This window comes from Lysinibacillus sp. NPDC056232 (assembly GCF_042267565.1).
Classification (GTDB): domain Bacteria; phylum Bacillota; class Bacilli; order Bacillales_A; family Planococcaceae; genus Lysinibacillus.
The window spans coordinates 25333-44654 of record NZ_JBHJTF010000001.1 but is presented as its reverse complement, the minus strand read 5'-3'; the positions used below and the strand labels follow the sequence as shown (position 1 = coordinate 44654).

At 38.8% G+C, this 19322-nt stretch carries 18 protein-coding genes; all 18 read right to left on the bottom strand.

The window, feature by feature from the left end:
- Positions 1-524 precede the first annotated feature (524 nt).
- Entirely contained in the window at positions 525-1304 is a 780-nt protein-coding gene (gene codY / locus ACFCYJ_RS00215) for a GTP-sensing pleiotropic transcriptional regulator CodY (protein WP_376069118.1), read from the bottom strand.
- 87 nt (positions 1305-1391) lie between these two features.
- Positions 1392-2792 (bottom strand): ATP-dependent protease ATPase subunit HslU, encoded by a 1401-nt coding sequence (gene hslU, locus ACFCYJ_RS00210; RefSeq protein WP_376069115.1) that lies wholly within the window; start codon positions 2790-2792, stop codon positions 1392-1394.
- Positions 2792-3337 (bottom strand): ATP-dependent protease subunit HslV, encoded by a 546-nt coding sequence (gene hslV, locus ACFCYJ_RS00205; protein ID WP_376069112.1) that lies wholly within the window; start codon positions 3335-3337, stop codon positions 2792-2794. The genes hslU and hslV overlap by 1 nt, the downstream gene beginning before the upstream one ends.
- Before the next feature lie 20 nt (positions 3338-3357).
- Positions 3358-4257, bottom strand: coding sequence for a tyrosine recombinase XerC (xerC, locus tag ACFCYJ_RS00200; RefSeq protein WP_376069110.1), 900 nt, complete (start codon positions 4255-4257; stop codon positions 3358-3360).
- A 426-nt stretch (positions 4258-4683) separates the two neighbouring features.
- Positions 4684-5997, bottom strand: a complete 1314-nt coding sequence (trmFO, locus tag ACFCYJ_RS00195; RefSeq protein ID WP_376069107.1) for an FADH(2)-oxidizing methylenetetrahydrofolate--tRNA-(uracil(54)-C(5))-methyltransferase TrmFO — start codon at positions 5995-5997, stop codon at positions 4684-4686.
- A gap of 18 nt (positions 5998-6015) precedes the next feature.
- Positions 6016-8094 (bottom strand): type I DNA topoisomerase, encoded by a 2079-nt coding sequence (topA, locus tag ACFCYJ_RS00190; protein WP_376069105.1) that lies wholly within the window; start codon positions 8092-8094, stop codon positions 6016-6018.
- 92 nt (positions 8095-8186) lie between these two features.
- Positions 8187-9083: a DNA-processing protein DprA gene (gene dprA / locus ACFCYJ_RS00185; protein ID WP_376069102.1), complete on the bottom strand. Its 897-nt coding sequence runs from the start codon at positions 9081-9083 to the stop codon at positions 8187-8189.
- A gap of 503 nt (positions 9084-9586) precedes the next feature.
- Positions 9587-10489 carry a succinate--CoA ligase subunit alpha gene (gene sucD, locus ACFCYJ_RS00180; protein ID WP_376069099.1) on the bottom strand — a complete coding sequence of 301 codons (903 nt, stop codon included), beginning with the start codon at positions 10487-10489 and terminating at the stop codon, positions 9587-9589.
- A 17-nt stretch (positions 10490-10506) separates the two neighbouring features.
- Complete coding sequence (gene sucC, locus ACFCYJ_RS00175; protein WP_376069098.1) at positions 10507-11667, bottom strand: ADP-forming succinate--CoA ligase subunit beta; 1161 nt, start codon at positions 11665-11667, stop codon at positions 10507-10509.
- Positions 11668-11829: 162 nt separating this feature from the next.
- On the bottom strand, positions 11830-12132 hold the full coding sequence (locus tag ACFCYJ_RS00170; protein ID WP_376069095.1) for an EscU/YscU/HrcU family type III secretion system export apparatus switch protein: 303 nt from the start codon (positions 12130-12132) through the stop codon (positions 11830-11832).
- Complete coding sequence (locus ACFCYJ_RS00165) at positions 12129-14081, bottom strand: hypothetical protein (protein WP_376069092.1); 1953 nt, start codon at positions 14079-14081, stop codon at positions 12129-12131. The genes ACFCYJ_RS00170 and ACFCYJ_RS00165 overlap by 4 nt, the downstream gene beginning before the upstream one ends.
- 200 nt (positions 14082-14281) lie before the next feature.
- Positions 14282-14473: a hypothetical protein gene (locus ACFCYJ_RS00160; RefSeq protein WP_376069090.1), complete on the bottom strand. Its 192-nt coding sequence runs from the start codon at positions 14471-14473 to the stop codon at positions 14282-14284.
- A 1-nt stretch (position 14474) separates the two neighbouring features.
- Positions 14475-15233 (bottom strand): ribonuclease HII, encoded by a 759-nt coding sequence (locus tag ACFCYJ_RS00155; RefSeq protein WP_376069087.1) that lies wholly within the window; start codon positions 15231-15233, stop codon positions 14475-14477.
- A 295-nt stretch (positions 15234-15528) separates the two neighbouring features.
- Complete coding sequence (gene ylqF, locus ACFCYJ_RS00150) at positions 15529-16401, bottom strand: ribosome biogenesis GTPase YlqF (protein WP_376069085.1); 873 nt, start codon at positions 16399-16401, stop codon at positions 15529-15531.
- A 55-nt stretch (positions 16402-16456) separates the two neighbouring features.
- Positions 16457-17023: a signal peptidase I gene (gene lepB, locus ACFCYJ_RS00145; RefSeq protein WP_376069082.1), complete on the bottom strand. Its 567-nt coding sequence runs from the start codon at positions 17021-17023 to the stop codon at positions 16457-16459.
- 106 nt (positions 17024-17129) lie between these two features.
- The gene (gene rplS, locus ACFCYJ_RS00140) at positions 17130-17474 is read right to left on the bottom strand and encodes a 50S ribosomal protein L19 (RefSeq protein WP_376069080.1); all 345 of its coding nucleotides are present in this window, start codon (positions 17472-17474) and stop codon (positions 17130-17132) included.
- A 116-nt stretch (positions 17475-17590) separates the two neighbouring features.
- Entirely contained in the window at positions 17591-18328 is a 738-nt protein-coding gene (trmD, locus tag ACFCYJ_RS00135) for a tRNA (guanosine(37)-N1)-methyltransferase TrmD (protein WP_376069998.1), read from the bottom strand.
- Positions 18328-18843, bottom strand: a complete 516-nt coding sequence (gene rimM / locus ACFCYJ_RS00130; RefSeq protein WP_376069078.1) for a ribosome maturation factor RimM — start codon at positions 18841-18843, stop codon at positions 18328-18330. The genes trmD and rimM overlap by 1 nt, the downstream gene beginning before the upstream one ends.
- Between the last annotated feature and the right edge of the window lie 479 nt (positions 18844-19322).

Sequence of the window (19322 nt, the reverse complement as noted above, 5' to 3'; positions counted from 1 at the left end):
AAAGCGTAGTGTAACGTAGCGACAGCAACAAATGTTTTCTGTGCGAAAGCGTAGTGTAACGTAGCGACAGCAACAAATGTTTTCTGTGCGAAAGCGCAGTGCTAACGTAGCGACAGCAACAACAGCACGATGTTGGTCACTCAGGCGTTTTCACAGGATGTGAATTCTTAGCCTAGGTTCCTCTGTTTCAGCGGGTGTTTGGCCACCCGCCGAAAGAAGTTAAATAAAGTATGACCCTTCACAAAACAAGGGGATGATTTTCATGCCATGAGTGCTTTCCAGGGAGTTTTACGTAAGAAAAGGTATAGCGACAGCCACAAAGGTCATATGTCGAATACACAATGCTAACGTAGAGAAGCGGAGGAAATGATCGACATTCGTCATAAGAAAGTAAGCAGCCTGGAACGGAAATATGAAAACCACAACATTCACAAAGATTTCCTTAGCCATTTTGTTTTTCTACACTATAAAAGGCATCTGGAATTCCAGATGCCTTAGACCGTCCCAATAGGACGCTTTATTATTTATTTCATTTTAATTTCAGCTAATGCATTTAAGAATTTATCGTTTAGTACTTTAATGTAAGTACCTTTCATACCTAGAGAACGAGATTCGATCACACCTGCAGATTCTAGTTTACGTAATGCGTTTACGATTACTGAACGTGTAATGCCAACTCGGTCTGCAATTTTTGAAGCAACAAGTAAGCCTTCATGGCCGTCAAGCTCTTCAAAGATATGTTCAATAGCCTCTAACTCACTATATGAAAGAGAATTGATTGCCATTTGTACAACAGCTTTGCTACGAGCTTCCTCTTCAATTTCCTCAGATTTCTCACGTAAAATTTCCATACCAACTACCGTTGCACCATACTCAGCTAAAATTAAATCATCATCCTCAAATTGTGAAGATAAGCGAGCAAGAATTAATGTACCAAGACGCTCACCACCACCAACAATCGGTACAATCGTTGTTAATGCATTTTGGAATAGCTCTTTGTTTTCAATTGGGAAAGCAGTATGCTCGTCATGAATATCTAGGTTTGAAGATGTTTCAGAAATTGTAAACAAGCTATGTGTATATTCTTCTGGGAATTGACGCTCTTCGAACATCTTTTTCATACGTTCGTTTTCAATTTGTTGGTGAATTGAAATGCCTAAAAGCTTTCCTTTACGGCTTACAATATAAACATTACTGTCGATAATATCCCCTAATGTATCTGCCATTTCTTTAAAGTTTACCGGTTTACCAGCAGATGCTTGGAGCATCGAGTTAATTTTACGCGTTTTTTCTAATAAATTCATTATATGTTCCTCCTATAAATAATCCGAAGAGTATTTTCCTAATATTCTAAATGTTTTTTCAACTGATTGAAACTATTCAGCCTTATCTTACAATATAAACTGTGACAAATCTTTGTTTTTTACTATACCCGCAAGTTTTTGATCTACATATGCAGCTGTGATTGGAATATTTGCAGGTGCAATTTCAGCAGCTTCAAACGATAATTCTTCTAATAAGCGTTCTAAAATTGTGTGCAAACGTCGAGCTCCAATATTATCAGTCTCCTGATTGACCTCAGTTGCAATTTCCGCAATTCGTTCAATCGCGTCTTCCGTAAAGTTTATTTCCACGCCCTCAGTTTCTAATAATGCCTTGTATTGCAAAATAAGTGATTGATCCGGCTCTTGCAAAATACGGACAAAATCTTGTTTCGTTAATTTTTCAAGCTCCACTCGAATCGGGAATCGACCTTGCAATTCAGGAATTAAATCTGATGGCTTCGACATATGAAATGCTCCAGCAGCAATGAAAAGCATAAAGTCAGTTTTTACAGCACCGTACTTTGTCGTTACAGTAGAACCTTCAACAATTGGCAGAATATCACGTTGCACACCTTCACGAGATACATTCGCAGAGGAGTTACCATCCTTACTAGCGACTTTATCAATTTCATCAATAAAAATAATACCTGATTGTTCAGCTCTTGAAATGGCTTCTTGTGCAACTTCGTCTGCATCTATGAGCTTATTTGCTTCCTCGATTGTTAAAATACGACGTGCGTCTTTCACTTGTAGACGACGTTTTTTCTGCTTTTTAGGCATTAAACTAGATAGCATATCCTGCATGCCACTGTTTGCAGACATATCCATACCCGTTCCTTGTAACGCATCAAAAATAGAAGGATTTTGTTCAGTTACTTCAACTGTAACCCATTCATTTTCTAATTTACCATTACGTAAATCGATAGCGATTTGCGCACGTTTGGAGCGCACTTCAGTTTCTTCAGAAGAAGAATCATCATTGGCTTGCTGTTCTTTCCCACCAAATAACATTTCAAACGGATTTTGCATGGACTGTTTTTTTCGTAATGAGGGAACCAACAACTTAACGATAGCTTCATTTGCTAATTCTTCTGCTTGGTCTTTCACAGACTCCATCATTTCTTCTTTTACAAGGCGATGAGAAGCTTCTACTACATCACGTACCATTGACTCTACGTCACGTCCAACATATCCTACTTCTGTAAACTTTGTTGCTTCCACTTTCACAAATGGTGCACCAGTTAGCTTTGCAATTCTTCGTGCAATTTCTGTTTTTCCGACACCTGTAGGTCCAATCATCAAAATATTTTTCGGAATTACTTCAGCCTTCATCTCATCACTTAACAGTGAGCGACGATATCGATTACGTAGTGCAATAGCTACCGCTCGCTTCGCTTCATTTTGTCCAACGATATAACGATCCAAATGCTCAGTAATTTGTCTTGGCGTTAAATTATTTTTTGTCATTAGTTAAGCGCCTCCACGATAATATTATGATTCGTAAACACACAGATTCCAGCAGCGGTTTCTAATGCCGCTTCTGCAATTTCGCGAGCAGACATTGTATCACCTGCATATTTTTTCAGGGCACGACCTGCTGATAATGCATAGTTACCCCCTGAACCAATTGCCAAAATTCCATCATCCGGTTCAATTACTTCTCCCGTACCCGAAACAAGAAGGAGTGTACTTTTATCCATTACAAGTAGCATGGCCTCTAATTGACGAAGCATTTTATCTCCGCGCCATTGCTTAGCAACTTCTACTGCTGCACGTTGTAAGTTGCCATTGTATTCATTTAACTTTCCTTCAAACATTTCAAAAAGTGTAAAAGCATCGGCAACGGATCCTGCAAATCCGGCAAGCACCTGCCCATTAAACAGACGTCTGACCTTCCTTGCTGAACCCTTCATAACAACCGCATTCCCTAGAGTCACTTGACCATCACCTGCCATTGCGCAACCCCCGTTATGATGAACCGCAAATATCGTTGTCGCATGAATTTGTCCCATTTGCCTTCCTCCTTAGCTTATTATGCCCTTGGATGAGCATTCATATATGTTTGACGTAGATGCTCTTTTGTTACATGAGTGTAAACTTGTGTAGAAGTTAAATGAGCATGGCCTAATAACTCCTGCACCGTACGTAAATCTGCGCCATTATTCAATAAATGTGTGGCAAAAGTATGGCGAAGCATATGTGGATATATTTTCGTATGGAGTGAGGCCTTATCAATCATTTCTGTTAAAATATGACGTACACCTCGTGGAGTAAGTTCCCCACCGCGCATGTTGACAAACAATTGCTGATGACTTGTGTTTTTCATCAATCGCGGACGAGTTTGTTCTATGTAATCCTGCATAGCTAAACTCGCAAATTGCCCGAATGGAATAATACGTTCTTTTCGCCCTTTTCCCATTACCCTAATAATCGAATAATGGAAATCAACATCTTCTACTTGAATTGAGGTGAGCTCACTTACACGAATACCTGTCGCATATAACAGCTCCAATATAGCCATATTTCTTAATGATTTCAAATCATCGCCGACATTCGCATCAAATAGCTGCTTCAATTCTTCTTCATAGAAAAAACTAGGTAAACGTGATTCTTTTTTTGGATGATAAAGTGATCGAAATGCCCCATCATCTAATCCGTACTGTTTATTTAGAAAGCGAAAGAAGGAGCGTATTGAGGAGATTTTCCTTGATACAGATGATCTTGCTCTCTTTTCATCGTACAACTTCGTTACATAAAGACGTGCATGTATATACTCAACACTAGCTAAATCATTTACGCCCTCCGCTTGCAAAAACGCTAAAAAATCTAGTAGGTCCGATTCATATTCTCGCACTGTATGAACAGAGAAGTTTTTTTCAATTTGGATATAAAGCATAAACTGTTCAAGTGCATCTTGGGACGAAACTAACATGGAAAGATTCACCACCAATGAATTATTGATAACCTTCTCAAATTATGGGTCATCACCATAACGTGGGTGGTTTCTGTTCCGACTAGGCGCTTTCCTGAGGGCGTCCAGTCTCACTCCAACCAACTTTATACAAAGCATACGTTTTAATGTCATCCCCAACGTTTAGTGATGAGCCCAAATACTTACACCTTGCTATTAAAGAATGCACAATTTCATTTATCCTCTTTTGTTTGTCACATTGGGTATCGTTAATGAAGATAAACATACATACTGACACTATACCTATCTTCATCATATGGCAAGTGGAAATGCTTATATTTTGAGAAATTCTCCATACAAAATAATAAAATACGTGTAAATTAGCAATTTTGCTACAAAAAAGAAAAAGCCTCTAAGAGTATATCAACTTTTAGAGGCTTTTTGCAATCAAATTGTTTGTGAATTCACAAAATTACGAATTGTGCTTATTGCGCGTGTAGCATGCATCTCTGCACGCTCTGGCTTTGAACGACGTCCTGGTGGTAATTCAGGAAAAATTCCGAAGTTAACGTTCATCGGCTGGAAGTTTTTCGATTGTGCTTCTGTTATATAACGCGCCATACTGCCTAAAGCCGTTTCAAATGGGAAGATAATTTGCTCTTGTCCTAATGCTAATCGAGCTGCATTAATACCGGCAATTAATCCACTACCTGCAGATTCAACATATCCTTCGACACCTGTCATTTGACCAGCAAAGAAAATATTTTTTTGCTCGCGAAGCTGATAAGTTTTCTCTAGAACCTTTGGCGAATTAATGAATGTATTTCTATGCATTACCCCATAACGAACGATTTCAACATTCTCTAATCCCGGAATTAATTGTAGTACTTCCTTCTGTGGTCCCCATTTTAAATGTGTTTGGAAGCCAACGATATTGTAAAGAGTTCCCGCTGCATCATCTTGACGTAATTGGACAACCGCATAAGGTCGTTTCCCTGTTTTTGGATCTTCTAAACCTACTGGCTTCATCGGTCCAAATAACATTGTTTTCTCACCGCGAGCAGCCATTACTTCGATAGGCATACAGCCTTCAAAGTAAATTTCCTTTTCAAATTCTTTTAATGGCACAACCTCTGCCTCGATTAACGCTTGACGGAAACGATCAAATTCTTCCTTTGTCATAGGACAGTTTAAATAAGCTGCTTCCCCTTTATCGTAACGAGATTTTAAATAAACCTTTTCCATATCGATGCTATCTTTTTCAATAATTGGTGCTGCTGCATCATAGAAATATAGATAATCTAAACCAGTTAAACCCTGAATTTTTTCAGCTAAAGCTTTCGATGTTAGTGGTCCTGTGGCAATAACAGTAATGCCTTCCGGAATTTCAGTGACTTCTTCATGAACGACTTCCACAAGAGGATGATTTTTCACTGCTTCTGTCACATAGCCTGCAAATTCATGTCGATCTACTGCTAATGCACCGCCTGCTGGTACTGAACATGCATCGGCTGCCTTCATAATAACAGAATCTAACATACGCATTTCTTCTTTAATCACACCTACGGCATTCGTTAATCCATTTGCACGTAGTGAGTTCGAACAAACAAGCTCTGCAAATTTATCAGTATGGTGAGCTGGTGTTTGCTTTACTGGACGCATTTCATAAAGTTTAACTTTCACACCACGTTGAGCAATTTGCCAAGCAGCCTCACTGCCTGCAAGACCTGCACCTATTACATTTACTACTTGTTCAGTCATGTTCTTACCATCTTTCTATCATTGAGTAGGTGTCTCTTCATAGTCACATTTCGTACACTGAATTTGCACACCTTTTTTAATTTTTTTCTCTACTAATAATGCACTACATTTCGGACACGGTCTACTAATTGGCTTGTCCCATGAAACAAATTCACACTCAGGGTACTGATTGCAGCCATAGAATAAACGCTTTGTTTTACTCTTTCGTTCTACAATTTCGCCTGTTTCACAAGAAGGACATTTTACGCCAATAGGTTTCATAATCGCTTTTGTATTGCGGCAATCTGGGAAGTTTGAACAAGCCATAAATTTCCCATAACGTCCAAGCTTAAAGACCATTGGAGATCCACAAAGCTCACAATCCTCGCCAGCCGGTTCATCTTTTATAACAACCTTTTCCATAGCCTCATCTGCATATTTTACATGGACCTCAAAATCCTTATAAAACTCATGTACAACTTCTTTCCACTGACGATCGCCTTCTTCAATATGGTCCAAATCTTGCTCCATTTGTGCTGTGAATTCGATATTTATGATATCAGGGAAAAACTCTAGTACGAGTTGGTGCACGATTTCTCCTAGCTCTGTAGGCATAAATCGTTTTGCATCTAATACGACATAGCCACGGCGCTGAATTGTATCAAGGGTCGGTGCATATGTGGACGGGCGCCCTATACCTAACTCTTCCATTGTTTTTACAAGACGCGCCTCTGAATAACGTGGTGGTGGCTGTGTGAAATGTTGCTTTGGCTCGATTTCAAGAGATTTTACTTGATCGCCAACTTCCATTTCAGGTAGAAGCTTGTTTGTCTCTTCTGTTTGATCATCTGTACCCTCAATATAAAGCTTCATGAAACCAGCAAATTTAACTTGCGAGCCGTTTGCACGGAATAAAACATCACTATTTTGTAGATCAACAGCAACTGTATCAAGTATGGCCGGCGCCATCTGACTTGCAATAAAGCGTTCCCAAATTAAACGATATAAGCGCAATTGGTCGCGACTAAGCACTGCCTTTAATTCTTCCGGAGTTCGCATCGTGCTAGTTGGACGAATAGCCTCATGGGCATCTTGTGCATTTGATGCTTTTTTAGCCGGCTTCGATTCTGTGGAGATGAATTCTTTGCCGTATTTGGATTCAATGTATGCAACAACCTCTGTTTTTGCTGTATCCGAAATACGAGTAGAATCGGTACGCATATAAGTAATTAAACCGACTGTCCCCTCTTTTTTACCAACATCAATACCTTCATATAATTGTTGCGCAAGCATCATCGTTTTCTTTGCACGGAAATTCAACTTACGTGCTGCCTCTTGCTGTAAAGAAGATGTTGTAAAAGCAGGTGCTGCATTTCGTTTTCGTTCTTTTTTAGATACATTGATAACTTCAAAACTTGTACCTTTAACATTTTTTAAAATAGATTTTACTTGTTCTTCATTTGTTAATTTAATTTTTTCTTTGCCATCACCGTAATAAAGGGCATCGAACGTTTTCTTACCTTTTTCAAAAGAACCTTCTATAGTCCAATATTCTTCCGGTTGGAAGTTTTTAATTTCATTTTCACGATCAATAATCATGCGTAGAGCTACAGATTGTACTCGTCCTGCCGATAATCCCTTTTTAACCTTTTTCCAAAGAATCGGACTAATGTTATAACCCACAAGTCTGTCCAATATTCGACGTGTTTGCTGTGCATCTACTAAATCCATATTAATAGGACGTGGATTTTTAAAGGATTCTACAATCGCATCTTTTGTAATTTCATTAAAAACGACACGACAATCTGAATGAATATCAATATTTAACGCAGTCGCAAGGTGCCAAGCAATCGCTTCTCCCTCGCGGTCTGGATCGGCCGCTAGAAAGACTTTCTTCACTTTTTTAGCCGCAGACTTTAAGTCCTGTAAAACAGGCCCTTTACCACGTATAGTAATATATTTAGGTTCATAATTATTTTCAGGACTAACGCCCATTTGGCTACGTGGTAGATCACGAACATGCCCGACTGACGCTTTCACTTTATATTTTTTCCCTAAATATCGTTCAATTGTTTTTGCTTTTGCTGGTGATTCTACAATCACTAAATAATCCGCCATCTATGTCTCCCCCTTAGCGAGGTCTATTGCTAATTTTTTTAAGTTACCTGTTGCAAAATGTATAACAGATTTTAAGATAATGCAACTTTTTTTCAATTTTTGTTAGAAAAGAGCGTAAGTGTTTCAACGATTTCGTGACCATTACACACTGGAATAGCTCCTTCTAATAGTAGTTTATTTGTACCTTTTGATTGCTCCGCATTAATTGGACCCGGTACAACAAATACATCTTTTCCTTGCTCTAATGCATAGTCCGTTGTAATAAGCGTTCCACTTCTTAATGCCGCTTCAGTTACAACTAAAGCTTTGGACAATCCACTAATGATTCGGTTACGCATTGGAAAATGCCATTTCTCAGGCTTCATATATGGGGGATACTCTGTGACAAGTAATTGATGCTCCGCCATATGCTCAGCGAGAGACTGATTTTCCTTAGGGTATATATAATTAAACCCGTGACCAAGCACTGCAATTGTGGAACCACCAACTTTTATGGTTGTCTCATGAGCTATCGTATCTGCCCCTCTTGCAAGCCCACTTACAACTGTATATCCGTGTTCAACAAGAGGTGGGACAATTATATCCATCGCAGTTTTTGTATATGCTGTAGCCTTTCTAGAACCTATAATGGCTACTTGTTTTTCTTTCGTCAATAGAGAATACCGACCTTTCACATACAATACAGTAGGTGGACTGGATATTTCAAATAATTGCGCCGGGTAAAAAGGATGATGAAAAGGTATTGGGGAAATATTGGCCCGTTCATAAGCTTCCCTAAACGAAAATGTCATAATCTGTCGAAAACTCTGGGATATTTCCAATGCTTTTTGAGATGATATTTGCAGTGCCTTCGCAATCTCGTAGGGGGGCGCTTCTTCAAAATTACTTAGTATATCCACCGGGGACAATAATTGCTGAAGTTTTTGAAGTGGTAATGGGTATAAATAATGTAAAGCTAGCAATCTCTGCGTATCGACTGAAAAAATCATTTAAAAGCCTCCTTTTATATAGAAGAAATTAAATGACCGCATTTTTAATGACACAGCTTTTTTAGGAAAGGTCCTTTTAAAAGTAAGTAGGAGTTAGAAATTTCATCTTTTGACACATTTCCATTAAAAGCATAGTAAAGCCGTGTCTAAATAAATTTTGCCTCGGCATAATTGCGTCTGGAATCTGCTTTGTGCTTAGGCCTGCACGAGGGCCGACACGAGGTCGGTCATTTCGGTAATGCCACAGGACGTGGCGCTTTTACCGACGCAGGTCAGTTAGCCGTTATCGCATGGATGCGATGATTTTAGGCTAACATCCCCTAAGCACTCCTTTCTGATTCCATGACATCCGCCGGAGGCTTTGGGCCAACACGATGTTGGTCACTCATTGCCACAGGACGTGGCGTTCTTAGACTGAGTTCCTCTATTTCAGCGGGTGTCCAAACACCCGCTGAAATAAGTTAAAGAAAAAGATGTAGCCACAATGTGCTACATCTTCCATTTTAATGGGTTTTACACTTTTCGTATAGCCCTTTTTCTTTAATTACTTTAATAAGCGTTTCACCAATGACAGATGGCGTTTCCGCTACTTCAATCCCAGCAACATTCATGGCCTTAATTTTCTCTGCCGCCGTTCCTTTACCACCTGAGATAATAGCACCAGCGTGACCCATACGTTTACCTGGAGGAGCAGTTTGTCCACCGATAAAGCCAACGACAGGTTTTGTCATATTCGCTTTAATCCATTCAGCTGCTTCTTCTTCAGCTGTACCCCCAATTTCCCCAATCATCACAACTGCATATGTTTCTGGATCGTTGTTAAACGCTTCCAAAACATCGATAAAGTTTGTACCATTGACAGGGTCTCCACCGATACCTACAGCAGTAGTTTGACCTATACCAGCTTGTGTTAATTGGTGTACGGCTTCATATGTTAATGTACCAGAACGAGATACAACTCCTACATGCCCTTTCGTATGGATATAACCAGGCATAATACCAATCTTACATTCATCTGCCGTAATAACACCTGGACAGTTTGGACCTACTAGACGTGTCTTTTTACCTTCCATATAACGTTTAACCTTAACCATATCAAGTACAGGAATATGCTCAGTTATACAGATAGTTAATTCTAATTCAGCATCAACAGCCTCTAAAATAGCATCTGCCGCGAATGGAGCAGGTACATAAATAACTGAAGTTGTCGCACCTGTTGCAGCCACAGCTTCCGCTACAGTGTTAAATACAGGCACTCCTTCGATTTCAAGACCACCTTTACCTGGTGTTACACCAGCTACAATTTTAGTACCATACTCAAGCATTTGCTTCGTATGGAAAAGCGCTGTTTCGCCTGTAATCCCTTGTACAATTACCTTCGTATCTTTATCAATAAATACAGCCATTGTTCTCCCTGCCTTCCTTAGCCTACTAGTCCCACAATTTTTTGTGCACCGTCAGCCATTGAATCCGCTGCAACGATGTTTAAACCAGATGCATTTAAAATCTCTTTTCCAAGTTCTACATTTGTACCTTCTAAACGTACAACTAACGGCACAGCTAAACCAAGTTCTTTGGCAGCTGCTACAACACCCTCAGCGATAATGTCACATTTCATAATTCCGCCAAAAATGTTTACAAAGATGCCTTTTACATGTGAATCAGAAAGGATGATTTTGAAAGCTTCTGTTACTTTTTCAGCTGTCGCACCGCCACCTACATCTAGGAAGTTAGCAGGACTTCCGCCATAATAACTAATTGTGTCCATTGTAGCCATTGCTAGACCTGCTCCATTAACCATACAGCCAATGTTGCCATCTAATGAAATATAACTAAGGTCATATTTTGATGCTTCGATTTCCTTTGGATCTTCTTCATCAAAATCACGTAGTTCGACAATATCTTTATGACGATACAACGCATTTGCATCGAAATTAAATTTAGCATCTAATGCCAAAACTTCTCCTTGTCCAGTTATAACAAGTGGATTAATTTCTACAATAGAAGCATCTTTGTCGATAAACGCTTGATATAGGCCTAACATTAATTTAACAGCTTTCCCTACTAGGTTAGCTGGAATATTCATATTGAACGCCATGCGACGTGCCTGGAAACCTGTTAATCCCACAACAGGATCCACAACTTCTTTGAAGATTTTTTCTGGATGTGATTCCGCTACTTCCTCAATATCCATGCCGCCCTCTTCTGATCCCATCACTGTTACACGGGATGTTGCGCGGTCTAATACTAAACTTAAATAGTATTCTTTTTGAATATCAGAACCCTCTTCAATATATAAGCGTTTTATTTCTTTTCCTTCAGGACCTGTTTGATGAGTTACTAAAATTTTACCTAGTAATTCTTTTGCATATGTACGCACCTCGTCAAGGTTTTTAGCGATTTTTACGCCACCCGCTTTTCCGCGTCCACCTGCATGTATTTGCGCCTTGACTACTGTCACATTAGAGCCAAGTTCCTTCGCTACTTTCACAGCTTCATCAGGGGAAAAAGCAACTTTTCCGTTTGGTACAGCTACACCATATTTTCTTAGAATCTCTTTCCCTTGATATTCATGGATATTCATAATACATCCTCCCATCAAACATTTGCATAAAATTGTTTTACTAACATAATCTATTCTAACGAAAGATTCTGATAAAGTCTACACCTTGTCTTTTATTCATTTTTTATCTATTAATATGACACTTTATTCTGTTTCGTGTACTAAAACAGAGTTTTATGAAAATCAGAATTCTCTATCTTTTCTATATTTTTGTGCATATTGTTGGTCTAATCGATAAATAAACGCAAAAACCTCGGCAACAGCTTCATACAATTCTTCTGGAATTGACTCATTTAAATCTAATTGTCCAAGTAATTGAACTAGGTTCGGATCCTCATAAATCGGGACATCGTGCTCATTTGCGCGTGCTAATATATTTTCTGCTATTTTCCCTTTCCCTTTTGCCACCACTGTCGGACTATCAAAACGTCCTAACTTATACGTGAGAGCGATAGCCTCTTTTCGAGTAATTTTTTCTTCACTCATACGCGGAAATCCACCCCACTATGTTCCTCCTCCTGTTCTACTACAGGGGTTTTTTCAGGTTGGGCTTTTTCAAATTGCTTTATAAAAACACCTGAAAGTTGATACTCTTTTTCAGCTAGGCCTACTTTTAACGCTGCTTTTAGTGGTTCTGCAAGCGGAATAATATCATTATTTTCATTAAATACTGTCACAGAAACGACACGGTTTTGAACTTGCATATCAATTACCGTTTCTTGCATTGATTCCATTTGTAAATAAAATAATATACGGGCGTAATTGGCATCAATTTTACCATCTTCCTTCATGCGTCCATTCCATTGTAGTGTTGCATCCATTTTCTTGCCGAAGAATTCTAATGGCACTTGCATTATAAGTTGATGCTGATGGCCATTCTCCCCTGATGCTAGTTGCATGCCGTTCATACGTGCCATTAACATTTCGGCAGCTTCCTTCAGTTGCGGAGTAATATTTGTTTCCTGCAATAATGTATGAAGCTGAGGTTTTAATTGATGTGCAATCTGCTGTAAATCCGCTGACTTATTACTAAGTGTCGCTTCATAGCTAACTCCTAGATTTTTTAATACCGTTTTAAGCGCATGTTCCATTGCTTTACTATCCATAGAATTTTGTACATGGGCATCTGCTTGCGTAACAATTTGCTGAATCATTGATTGGGGAGATTCAACACTATTTTTCATTAGATTCCGCATGAATGCTTCATTTTGTAGCGGAGTAGTAGCCTCATGCTTTAGAAGGGATAATAAATGGTCCTTCACTGAAAGAGCATTGGCATCTTGTGTAAATAGTCGCTCCGAAGAATTTTCTGCAAATGCTTTTAGAAGTTGTTCTTGCATCTGTTTTGCAAAAATTTCTAGCGTTTGTTTAGTTGCTGGCAGCTGATTAAATCGTTCGATAAGTTGATTTAATGATTGCTTTTGTTCATCTGTTAACAAGCTTTGATTCGCTGTCCATGATTTAAGCTGATTAATAAGATGATTGATATTGTCAGATTTTGTCGATAAAATTGTTTGAATAACTTCTCCAGCCTGTTGAAACTGATTTGACTGTATAGACTTTACATCGCTAAGGCTGGACCAATTTTGCAAAGTAGCCTCTTGAGGTAGTATCCCTGCCTCTTTTAAGCTATTCATAGCTTGAATCTTTTCACTCATAGAAGCCGCATTATTCGTTAATATTTGTATAGACTTGGCCAGTACTAAACTACCTGTTTCTACTTCAAAAGGCTTTGCAATTGCCTGCACTTGTTGCATTAGATTTTGTTTAAGATTTTCTGGTAAAGCTATATCCTTCGTTAAAAGCTGTGTAAAGTTTTCCATTATAGAAATCATGCCGGCAGTTTTTTGTCCACTAATAAGAGCTTGAAAAACATCATTTGTCATTGGCATTTTAAACTCCACCATTTTTTGAATGGCTTGCAGGGCATCCATTTTAGTTACGCCCTCTGGTAATGCTTTTAACCACATTTCTGCCTGCATCAGTTGCTCTTTTGAAATCGGTAGCTGCGCTTTCATAAAATGAGCTAGAAGCTGCTGTGTTTCAGCTGTTTTAGGCAAATTCATTGATTCAAGTAACTGATTAATTTGTTGACTTTGGGTAGCCGTTTGCTCCATAGGACCCGTAACAACTTTTAGTTCTGTTTGTGGGCTTGTACCGGTTACTTGAAAGAAATGAGCATCACCTGCTTTTAGTGGCACTTCGAGTTTAGCAATAAACTTTTGTTGACCAACCTGTATTTCTGCCATTTGGTCTGGATATAATTGTTTGATTGTTCCTTGAAATACTTGTCCTTGTTTTAAAGTAAGTGGCTGATTAGCTGAGGTTAAGGCAGCTTGTTGCATTTGAATCGGATTAAAAGATGTGGCTGTCATATACGTACTCCTTTCATCAATTACTCCTCGGCGTAATTGCTTCCATTTTTTTTGGCTCATCGCTATAGCATGGGGTTGATTTCCGCTCCGACTGGACGCTTTCCTAGGGGGCGTCCGATGAGCCCCAAGGAGTCGCCCAGTCTCCGCTCCAATCAACTTATGCACATGATCGTTTTAGCAAATATCATTCCTAACTTTTGGTGATGTGCCTTTTATTTTTTGTATGCTATTATGTTTTCAAAATGACATCCGCCGGAGCATTAACTTATTTCAGCGGATGTTTGCACAATAAATATTTGTAGCTGCCGCTTTGCTTTCGCTACATAAAACAATTGTAGCTTTCGTTTTGCTTTCGCTACATAAAACAATTGTAGCTTTCGTTTTGCTTTCGCTACATAAAACATTTGTAGCTGCCGCTTTGCTTTCGCTACATAAAACAATTGCTGAAACAAGTTAAAGCATTGACTTTATCGGCTCAAATGATTTGCGATGATGAATAGTCGGACCGTGTTCTTCAAGTGCTATTAAATGCTGCTTTGTTCCATATCCCGCATGCTGAGCAAAACCATACATAGGGAATTCCTCATCCAATTGATCCATATAATCATCTCGAGCCGTTTTAGCCAATATCGATGCTGCTGCAATAGCAAGGCTTTTCGCGTCCCCTTTAATGATTGAATCCTGTGGAATAGAGATTGGCAGCGTCATAGCATCTACTAGTACATAATCAGGTTTCATAGATAACGATTCTACACTTGTCTTCATCGATTGCTTCGTCGCTTCGTAAATATTTAATTCATCGATTTGTTGCGCTGATTGGAAATGGATAAAATAACATAATGCATGCTCTTTTACTAAAGCAGCATAAGCATTGCGTTTATCTTTTGATAATTGCTTTGAATCATTTAATCCGACTAGCGCTTCACAGTTTGCAGGTAAAATAACAGCTGCTGTTACTACTGGCCCTGCTAACGGTCCACGCCCTGCTTCATCTATCCCTGCAATGAGTGCCCCTATCCCTCCATAGCTTCGGTCAAAATCGACTTTCGCTTGATGTTCCTTTACTAGTTGTTGTTTTTTCTCTTGACGCTTTTCCCAACTTTGCCAAGCTTTTTGCACTCCCGCTCGTTCGTCGGTTGCTACAGTGGTCATCCATTCCTGCCATTCCTCCGCTTCTTTCAATGCTGCTGTAATCTCTTTAATTGTTTTCATATTACTTACTCCCTTTTGGTTCTACATCAACAGTTCGTAGCCAATGTTTGCGTTCTAATATATCTTTGCTAATTGCTTTTGAGCATTCTACTCAAATTATTGACGAAGCCGATCAGTTTTTGTCTTAGTGAATAGAGGACCGTCTCGTAAAATATGTATTCCTTTTTTCAATAGACAACTATACAATCTAATAAATTTCTCGCTCTATATCATTTATCGGCAAGAAGAAGTATTCCTAAAAGAAAAACTGCCATGCTCACAACCTTCTCAAGTGAGTATGACAGTTTTTTTCTTATTACTGCTGTGCTTCCTTTTCAAGCTGTTCGTTAACAAAGTCAAATGTTAGTTTACCTAATTGTAATCCTCGAATATCTCGAACAATTAGTTGAGCTACTTGATCATAATCAATTTCTCCTCCAGGACCAAAAACACGTCGAAGTTTCCCAATATGATCAAAGGTTTCAACTAAATCTTCATGTATAAACTGGAAGCCATAGCGTTCTTCCATTCTTGCCGGATAATGAACGGATAAAAAGCGTAGGCCATATACGGCTAAATCCTCCATATTCGTTATAGTATCCTTTATGGCACCTGTTAAGGCTAATTTATAGCCTACTTCTTGATCTTCAAATTTCGGCCATAAAATACCTGGCGTATCGAGTAATTCAAGCTCCTTCGCAACCTTTATCCATTGCTGAGCCTTAGTTACCCCTGGAGTATTCCCTGTTTTTGCTATATTTTTCTTTGCTAGGCGATTAATTAGCGTCGATTTCCCTACGTTCGGAATTCCGACAATCATTGCACGAATGGCTCTTGGCTTCATCCCACGTGACTTCATACGCTCAAATTTTTCTTTTAATATTTCTTGAGCAGCCTTTGTAACCTGTTGTAATCCTTTGCCTTCAAGAGAATTGATGGCTACTGCCTTATGACCCCTTTGCGCAAAGTATTCAACCCATTTACGTGTTTCCTGCTCATCCGCCATATCTGATTTATTTAAAATAAGAAGACGTGGTTTTTGATTAATCACTTCGTCTATCATTGGATTTCGGGAAGATAGAGGCAAACGTGCATCTATTAATTCAAATATAATATCAACGAGCTTTAATTTTTCTGTTACTTCTCTGCGGGCCTTTGCCATATGCCCTGGAAACCATTGTATAGCCATATCTATACCTCCTAAACTAAAAGAAAAAGGGAGTGTTTGTCCTCCCTTTTAAGAATTACTTTACAATTTTAATATCACTAAACGGCCAGAAAATCAGACTTGTATTACCAATAATCTCTTTCTGATCGACAAGTCCAATATGACGACTGTCCTTACTGTATCGACGATTATCTCCCATAACGAAAACATAACCTTTTGGAATTCCATCTTTTAAATTTACATCAATGTCGTTTAACGTAAAATCCTCTGTTAAAGTACCTTCTGTAATTTTTGATTTGTAGGCATCTAAATAAGGCTCGTCTATCGGTTCACCGTTAATGTATAATTGATCATTTTTATATTCCAAAGTATCTCCCGGTAGCCCAATAACACGTTTAATATAGTTCTTCTTTTCAGGAGCATGGAATACAACAATATCAAAGCGTTTTGGTTCACCTATTTTATAACCAATTTTATTCACAATCATACGGTCGCCATCTTCAAGGGTTGGCATCATGGACTCTCCATCTACTGCAATAGGTGTAAATAAAAAATAACGAATAATCGCTGCAATCGCAAATGCAATTAGAAGTGCCTTCGTCCATTCCCATAGTTCATTCTTTTCTTTAACCTGTTTTTCCATCGAGAATTGCCCCCTTGTCTATCCTCATTTTAGTTGATAGCTATTTAAGATGACAAGCAAAAAGAAAAGGAGCTTGTTGCACAAGCCCCTCACTTTTAAGTCATAATTATCGAATTTCTTTAATACGAGCAGCTTTACCACGTAGGTTACGTAGGTAGTAAAGTTTAGCACGACGTACTTTACCACGACGTACAACTTCTAAGTTAGCGATTTTTGGTGTGTGTACAGGGAATGTACGTTCAACACCTACACCATAAGAAATTTTACGAACTGTGAAAGTTTCGCTAATACCGCCACCACGACGTTTAATTACTACACCTTCGTATACTTGGACACGTTCACGAGTACCCTCTACTACTTTCACGTGTACCTTAACAGTATCACCAGGACGGAAAGTTGGTAGATCAGTGCGAAGCTGATCTTTAGTAATTTCTGTAATAATGTTTGACATTGTTTTCTCTCCTTAGACAGATGCTCTTGCACGCAATCTATGCCACAGCGGAACACCGTAATTCAGTACTCCACATAGAAGTACAGAATAGATGTTATCATAAATATAGATAGCAATCAAGCATCTTTATTATTGTTTTTAAGTTTTTCTACATACAATTTTTGTTTATCTGTTAACGGATAATTCTCGAGTAAATCTGGACGACGCTCGAATGTTCTTTTAAAAGATTCTTCCTCACGCCATTGCTCAATCTTTGCATGATTGCCCGATAGTAAAATATCAGGTACTTTCATTCCGCGAAATTCAGCAGGTCGTGTATAATGTGGGTGCTCTAAAAGACCTGTTGAGAACGAATCCTGTATGTGGGAATCCTCTTGTCCTAAAACCCCCGGCAGAAGACGTACAACGCTATCTATAACCGTCATAGCCCCTAGCTCTCCACCAGTCAAGACGAAATCTCCAATTGAAATCTCGTCTGTGACAAGATGCTGACGAATGCGTTCATCATAGCCTTCATAATGACCACATAAAAATACTAGTTCTTGTTCTTGCGCTAGCTCTTCTGCCTTTTTTTGAGTAAAACGCTCACCTTGTGGACACATCAAAATGATACGAGGATTTCTTCCTTCAGTAATGGCCTCGACAGCGCTAAACATCGGCTCTGGTTTTAACACCATTCCCGCACCACCACCATACGGATAATCGTCTACTTGATTGTGCTTGTTACCCGAATATTCACGGATATCGGTTACTTCTAGCTTTACAGCATCTTTTTCTTGTGCTTTTTTTAATATCGATGCACCAAAGACACCTGTAAACATATCAGGAAATAAACTTAACACATGAATATTCATCATAGCAGGCCTTCCATTACGTATATCACAATTTTCTTCTCATCAATATTAATTTCCTTAACAATGTCTTCGATATACGGGATGTAATGCTCTTTTTTAGCGCCTTTGACTACCCATACATCATTTGCACCTGTTTGAAGAATGTCGGTCACTGCTCCGATTGTTTCGCCTTCTTCAGAAACAACTGAACAGCCAATTATATCATGGTAGAAATATTCATTTTCCTCTAATAAATTATCTGACAATTGATCCTTCGTAATTTTAAGCATGCCTTCTTTGAAAGGCTCCACAAAATTGATGTTATACATTCCTTCAAAAGTTAATAAAATAAAGTTCTTATGACGACGCATTGATTCAATTGTTACCCATGTTGGCTTTTTATCGTCTTTTTTAAACGCTGCAAGCTTATTTCCTACTGCGAAGCGTTCTTCCTCAAAATCTGTTGTTGATAATATACGCACCTCACCACGAATACCATGCGTATTGACAATACGACCTACATTAAACCATTCCATTCAAATCTCACCTCGTATCAATTTCGCCTTGACGTAATTGTTACAGATAAACAATGCGTCCCGATTTTGAATGTGCTAGCACAAATCAAAATCCATGACATCCGCCAGAGGCTTTAAACCAACGTATGTTTTTCACCTTCCCACCTTTAGAGATGGGCGTATTCTATAACTGCCGTTTTACTTTCATTACAAAACATTTTTTTGCGACCGTTTCGCTTTCGCACAGTACACAATTGCTAAACATCCTATCCCCGTCAAGCTACTAGCTAACCAGAATAAAAGTAACCTTCTCTCACTTTCACCTAAAGTAGCAGATTAACTTTTGGCGGACGATGTTATAGCTAAGAAGAAGTTGACCAGTCTCCCTTAATGTCATTATGTTCAATTACCTCTCAAAGTAATGATGATAATGAAAAAAGGAAGGAACCGGCAAGCTCCTTCCTTTGTAGTCCAGATTTTCCGCTTTACCTCAAGGCCAC